The 6,098-nt window shown below is 52.9% G+C and carries 5 protein-coding genes and 1 pseudogene; all 6 read left to right on the forward strand.

The genetic code is table 11. The features are described 5' to 3' along the window. The first annotated feature begins 33 nt into the window (after positions 1–33). A complete protein-coding gene (locus ABLV75_RS18170) occupies positions 34–546 on the forward strand; it encodes a terminase small subunit (RefSeq protein WP_311095468.1) in 513 nt (170 codons plus the stop codon). A gap of 3 nt (positions 547–549) precedes the next feature. Next, complete coding sequence (locus ABLV75_RS18175) at positions 550–2,208, forward strand: terminase large subunit (RefSeq protein WP_265845190.1); 1,659 nt, start codon at positions 550–552, stop codon at positions 2,206–2,208. A gap of 58 nt (positions 2,209–2,266) precedes the next feature. Next, complete coding sequence (locus ABLV75_RS18180) at positions 2,267–4,201, forward strand: phage major capsid protein (RefSeq protein WP_311095467.1); 1,935 nt, start codon at positions 2,267–2,269, stop codon at positions 4,199–4,201. A gap of 38 nt (positions 4,202–4,239) precedes the next feature. Next, on the forward strand, positions 4,240–4,407 hold the full coding sequence (locus ABLV75_RS18185; protein ID WP_177447676.1) for a hypothetical protein: 168 nt from the start codon (positions 4,240–4,242) through the stop codon (positions 4,405–4,407). Further along, on the forward strand, positions 4,407–5,762 hold the full coding sequence (locus ABLV75_RS18190) for a phage portal protein (protein WP_249962835.1): 1,356 nt from the start codon (positions 4,407–4,409) through the stop codon (positions 5,760–5,762). Before ABLV75_RS18185 ends, ABLV75_RS18190 begins: the two co-directional genes overlap by 1 nt. Continuing rightward, positions 5,759–6,098, forward strand: a pseudogene (locus ABLV75_RS18195) (phage gp6-like head-tail connector protein); the annotation flags it as partial. The gene ABLV75_RS18190 and the pseudogene ABLV75_RS18195, both read left to right, overlap by 4 nt.

Consider the following 6,098-nt stretch of genomic DNA (forward strand, 5'->3'; position numbering starts at 1 on the left):
CACAGAAAAAATTCCCTTTTGGAGGGTGTAAACATGTTAACAGCGCAAAAGCGGAAATTCGCTGTCGCGCTGATGTCCGGTATGTCTCAAAAAGATGCGGCAATAAAGGCGGGGTATTCGGAGAAATCCGCACGGTCCAAGGGGTCGCAGCTTGCAAAAGACCCGGAGGTCATCGCGTTTATAAGTCGAAAAAAACAGGAAGTCATCGAGACAGATGCCGTACCTACCTACGGTAAAAAGGTTTACACCCCATCAGTAAACTCGCCCCAAAAAAAAGAGAGGGTTGTAGCGTCACCAGTGGTCCCTGCGGTTGTCGGCGAGTTTGACGATCCTCTTCAGTTTCTAATGGCTGTGATGAACGACTCCACTGAAGACATCGACACCCGGAAGGATGCGGCCAAAGCCATGCTGCCTTACGTTCACCCCAAAAAAGGGGAGACTGGCAAAAAAGAAGCACGCAATGCTGCGGCAAAAGTAGCCGCAGGCGTGAGCAAGTTCGGGTCCATGGCACCGCCAAAGCTGGTGGTAAACAACAAAAAGGGGTAATCCATGGCGCAGTGGTCCACGGCCTGCACCGACTGGGAAAATCGCCTCATCGACGGCGAGTCCATTATTCCGCCGCCAATATTTGCTGACCAGGCTGAACAGGCGCTGAGTATATTCCGAGAACTTCGTGTGTCAGACCTGCCGGGCAAGCCCACTTTCGGTGAGTGTTCAGAGGCGTGGGTGTTCGACTTTGTAAAAGTTATCTTCGGCGGGTATGACGCCGAGACCGGTAATCAGCTTATCCGTGAATACGGCCTGCTGATATCGAAGAAGAACACCAAGTCGACGATTGCCGCTGGCATCATGCTGACTGCGCTCATTCTCTGCTGGCGTGAGGATGAGGAGCATCTCATTCTGGCACCGACAAAAGAGGTGGCCGACAACAGCTTCAAACCCGCCGCCGGCATGATACGCGCGGATGAAGAACTGACGGATATGTTCCAGATTCAGGATCATATCCGCACGATCACCCACCGGGTGACGCGAAATACGCTGAAAGTGGTGGCCGCTGATACCGACACGGTCTCCGGGAAGAAATCAGGCCGGATCCTCGTCGACGAACTCTGGCTTTTCGGAAAGCGTGCCAACGCAGAGGCGATGTTTATGGAGGCTCTTGGCGGCCAGGTATCGCGTAATGAGGGCTGGGTTATTTACCTTACCACGCAGAGCGATGACCCGCCGGCTGGCGTGTTTAAAGAGCGTCTCGATTACTGGCGCGATGTGCGCGACGGCAAAATCAGCGATCCTAAAACGCTGGGCATCCTCTATGAATTCCCGGAGAGCATGATCCAGAGCAAGGCCTATCTGCAGCCTGAGAACTTCTATATCACCAACCCGAACATCGGGCTTTCCGTCAGTCCGGAGTGGATTGCCGATAACCTGCGAAAGAACCAGGCGAAAACTGACGGCACGCTGCAGCAGTTTCTGGCAAAGCATCTCAACATCGAGATTGGCCTTAACCTGCGCAGCGACCGCTGGGCAGGCGTCGATTTCTGGGAACAGCAGGCGCAGCGTGTCAGTTTTGAAGATTTATTACGACGCTCAGAGGTGATCACCGTCGGTATAGATGGCGGCGGCCTTGATGACCTGCTGGGTGCCTCTGCGGTTGGGCGTGATGCCAAAACAAGAGAGTGGCTCTGCTGGTGTCATGCGTGGGCACATGAGATAGCGATCCGCCGGCGTAAAAGTGAAGAGTCCCGATTTAACGACTTCGTGAAAGCCGGAGACCTGACCATTGTGAAGCGCGTCGGACAGGATACGGAGGAGGTGGCTGAATACGTCAGCCGTATCTACGAGGCCGAGTTGCTCGACAAGATCGGTATTGACCCGTCCGGTGTCGGGCAAATACTCGATGCGCTGATTGAGGCGGGAATTCCCGCCGATGCGGTAGTTGGAGTCAGTCAGGGCTGGCGCCTTGGTGGAGCGATTAAAACCACCGAGAGAAAACTAGCTGAAGGCATATTGATACATGGAGGTCAACCGATGATGGCGTGGTGTGTTGGAAACGCCAGAGTTGAGCCGAAAGGCAACGCCATTCTGATTACCAAACAGGCCAGTGGTAAGGGCAAGATTGATCCGCTGATGGCATTGTTTAACGCCGTTTCTCTCATGGCCCTTAATCCTGAACCGGCTAAAAAAGATTACCAGGTATTTTTCGTATAACAAACACGTCAGTTAATGACCCGCTCAGGCGGGTTTTTTCATTTCTGGAGGACAGTAAATGACGCTTAAGCGCGCCTGTACCCTCATGACGGTGAAGTCGGTAAACGAGGATGATCGGATTATTACCGGCATCGCCTCCACACCGTCACCAGATCGTGACGGTGACATCATGGAGCCAGAGGGGGCGAAATTCCGCAGTGACACGCCGTTCCTCTGGCAGCACGACCGCTCGCAACCTATCGGCACATGCACACCAAAAATGGTGAAAGAAGGATTGCAGATCACCGCCAAGCTGGTGAAACCAACCTCTGACATGCCGTCGCAGTTGGTTGCCCGTCTTGATGAAGCATGGGCATCAATAAAGGCGGGTTTGGTCCGGGGGCTGTCTATTGGCTTTCGGCCGATCGAGTACTCCTTCCTGGATGAAGGCGGTATCCGCTTTTTGTCCTGGGACCTGCTTGAAGTCTCGGCGGTGACTATTCCTGCAAACGCAGAATGTTCCATCCAGACCGTTAAATCTTTCGATCGCCAGCTTCTTGCCGCGTCTGGCATTGAGAAGCTGGTAGTGAAAACCTCTAAAACCGCTGGCGCTACAGCAACCAATACCAAAAAAGGAACCAATTCGATGAATATCTCAGAACAAATTAAGAGCTTCGAAGCGAAGCGTTCAGCGCTGGCAGCCTCACTGAGCGACATCATGAGTAAAGCAGCAGATGAAGGCCGTACGCTTGACGCAGAAGAAACCGAAAGCTACGACAACACATCTACCGAAATTAAGGCGGTTGATGAGCATCTGAAACGCCTCCACGACATGGAACGCAATATGGCATCGACCGCTACACCGGTATCAAAAGCCGCTAATGGCGAAGTCATCACGGTTAAGACTGGTGCGCCAGGTATTATCCGTGTCGAACAGAAGCTGGAAAAAGGTATCGCCTTTGCCCGCTTCGCGAAAGCACTAGCCGCTGGTAACGGCAGCCGTTCCGAGGCGCTGGAGATTGCACGTAAGCAGTATCCTGATGATGCCAAACTTCATCATGTCCTAAAGGCAGCCGTTGGGGCAGGTACCACCACTGATCCTAGTTGGGCCGGTGCACTGGTTGAATACCAGGACTACGCACAGGATTTTGTCGATTTCCTCCGACCGCAAACCATTGTTGGCCGCTTTGGTCAGGGATCTATTCCAGCTCTTCGCCAGGTACCGTTTAATATCCGTATAACTGCGCAAACCTCCGGTGGATCAGCTAACTGGGTAGGCCAGGGTAAGGCAAAGCCGCTTACCCGTTTTGACTTCGAGCCGATCACTTTTAGCTTTGCGAAAGTTTCCGCCATCGCAGTGCTGACTGACGAACTGATCCGCTTCTCTAATCCGGCTGCCGATGCACTGGTGCGTAATGCACTTGCTGAAGCGGTTATTGCCCGCCTGGATACGGACTTTATCAATCCGGCGAAAGCTGAAGTTGCTAACGTTTCTCCTGCATCTGTCACTAATGGCATTGCTGCGATACCGACTACCGGCATCCCGGATGATGATGCTGCAGCTGCCTTTGGGGTATTCGTTGCAGCAAATCTGCAGCCAAACGGTGCGGTCTGGTTGATGTCCAGCACGACCGCGCTGGCACTTTCCATGCGTAAGAATGCTCTTGGTCAGAAAGAATACCCTGAAATGACGCTGCTTGGCGGTACCTTCCAGGGGCTTCCGGTCATTGTATCTCAGTACGTTGGCAGTCAGTTGGTGCTGGTGAATGCACCAGATATTTACCTGGCAGATGATGGTGGTGTGGCAGTGGATATGTCGCGTGAAGCATCGCTGGAAATGGAAAGCGAACCCACCGGCGATAGCATCACCCCGACCGGCACCGAACTGGTATCCATGTTCCAGACCAATAGCGTCGCTATTCGCGCTGAGCGCTGGATTAACTGGAAACGACGCCGCACAGCTGCGGTAGCGGTTATTTCTGGTGTGAACTACAGCTCTAACCAGGGCAGCTAAACGGTGGAAGGAGGGCGGGGGAAACCCCGCCGTATTGCATGGCAAAAATCAGATATCTGCAACGTACCCATGACTCGATACCGGGCGACGTGAAAGCCGTGGACGATCGGTGCGCAAAGGTGCTGGTGCTGCTTGGTAAGGCTGAATATTGCACCGTCGTGCGTACCGATGGCAAAAAGAATAAGCGAAAAGCGGAGAATGGCTAATGTGGAATCCTTTCCGGAGAAAACAGGGAAATGAAAAAGCCCTGCAGCAGCCTGCCAGTCGCGGAGGCTGGAACCCGTTATTCAGCTTTATCCATGAGCCGTTTGCTGGGGCATGGCAGCGTAACCTTGAAATCAGGCAGGATACCGTTCTTTCTTATTATGCTGTCTTTGCCTGCATATCGCTGATTGCGAGTGATATTGCCAAAATGCCGCCGCGGCTGATGCGGCGCGACTCAAAGGGAGTCATGCAGGAGGTAAAATCAGGGGACATTCCGGCGTTATACAAAAGGCCAAATGCCTTTCAAAACCGGATCCAGTTCTTCGAGAACTGGCTGAACTCTAAACTGTGTCACGGAAATACGGTGGCGTTAAAAATCCGCAATAACGCCGGAAAAATTACTGAACTCAGGCTACTTGACTGGAACAAGGTTACCCCATTGGTGGCGGATGATGGATCTGTCTTCTATCAGATAAACCCTGATAACATGACCGGTATTGAATCGTCAGTTACTGTCCCGGCGCGCGAGGTGATTCACGATCGCTTCAACTGCCTCTTTCATCCTCTCATCGGTTTGTCACCCATTTACGCAGCTGGGTTGGCGGCAATGCAGGGCCACCATATTCAGGAAAACTCCGCCTTTTTTTTTCGTAACGGTGGAAAGCCCAGCGGCGTGATTGAGGTGCCTGGTTCCCTCACTGAAGAAAACGCCAAAACAATAAAGGAAAACTGGGACTCCGGATATTCTGGCAAGAATGCCGGCAAGACCGCCATTCTGAGTAACGGGGCTAAGTACAATCCCACAACGGTATCTGCTGCTGATGCGCAGACCGTCGAACAACTGAGTATGACGGCACAGATCATCTGTTCTGTGTTTCACGTTCCGGCCTATAAAGTTGGTGTTGGCGAACTCCCCACTCACGACAATATCGAAGCGCAGGATCAGCAATATTATTCGCAGTGCCTTCAGTCGCTCATTGAGTCGATAGAGTTGCTTCTGGATGAAGCCTTTGATCTGGAAGGCGAAACGGGTACGGAGTTTGATGTAAATGCTCTGCTGCGCATGGACAGTGAGCGCCGTATCAAGTCTCTCGGCGAAGGCGTAAAAAATACCATCCTGACACCAAATGAGGCGCGAAGGAGTGAAAATCTCCCTCCTTTACCCGGTGGTGATGCGTTGTATCTTCAGCAACAAAACTACAGCCTTGAAGCTCTGGCACGACGTGATGCCTCTGAAGATCCGTTTGCTAAATCTGGCACCATCAGCACCCAGCCTGACGACACTGGTGGGAAGGCTATGTCTGAATCTGAACTGACGGCGGCAAAAGCTATGCTGAGAGGATTGTTAGCAAAATGAATGAACGTGAACTTTCCCTTATCAGGGCTCTTGGGGAAGAATTTTCCCTGGCGCTTGGCGAACTTCGTCAGTCTTTCGAAAGAAGCCTCAGTGACTATCAGCGGGCAACGAACGAACAACTGACCCGGCTCTCTCTTGAAGTTGCGACCCTGAAGGACTCTCCGGCGCCTGACTTTACAGCACTGCTGGCGGACGCAGTAGCATCATTACCGGCTCCCGATATTCCCCAGTTGCCGGATATCGGCGCTATGGTCAGCGAGGCAGTGGCCGCCATGCCTGTACCGCAGGACGGTAAAAGCGTGACGCCGGAAGACGTGCGGCCGCTGCTGCAGGAGC

This window comes from Klebsiella sp. CN_Kp066, from assembly GCF_040065135.1.
Lineage (GTDB): Bacteria > Pseudomonadota > Gammaproteobacteria > Enterobacterales > Enterobacteriaceae > Klebsiella > Klebsiella oxytoca.

Bases quoted from the DNA above. Each gene is read 5' to 3' on its own strand.
- ABLV75_RS18170 (WP_311095468.1), top strand. From the start codon at position 34: ATGTTAACAGCGCAAAAGCGGAAATTCGCTGTCGCGCTGATGTCCGGT.
- ABLV75_RS18175 (WP_265845190.1), top strand. From the start codon at position 550: ATGGCGCAGTGGTCCACGGCCTGCACCGACTGGGAAAATCGCCTCATC.
- ABLV75_RS18180 (WP_311095467.1), top strand. From the start codon at position 2,267: ATGACGCTTAAGCGCGCCTGTACCCTCATGACGGTGAAGTCGGTAAAC.
- ABLV75_RS18185 (WP_177447676.1), top strand. From the start codon at position 4,240: ATGGCAAAAATCAGATATCTGCAACGTACCCATGACTCGATACCGGGC.
- ABLV75_RS18190 (WP_249962835.1), top strand. From the start codon at position 4,407: ATGTGGAATCCTTTCCGGAGAAAACAGGGAAATGAAAAAGCCCTGCAG.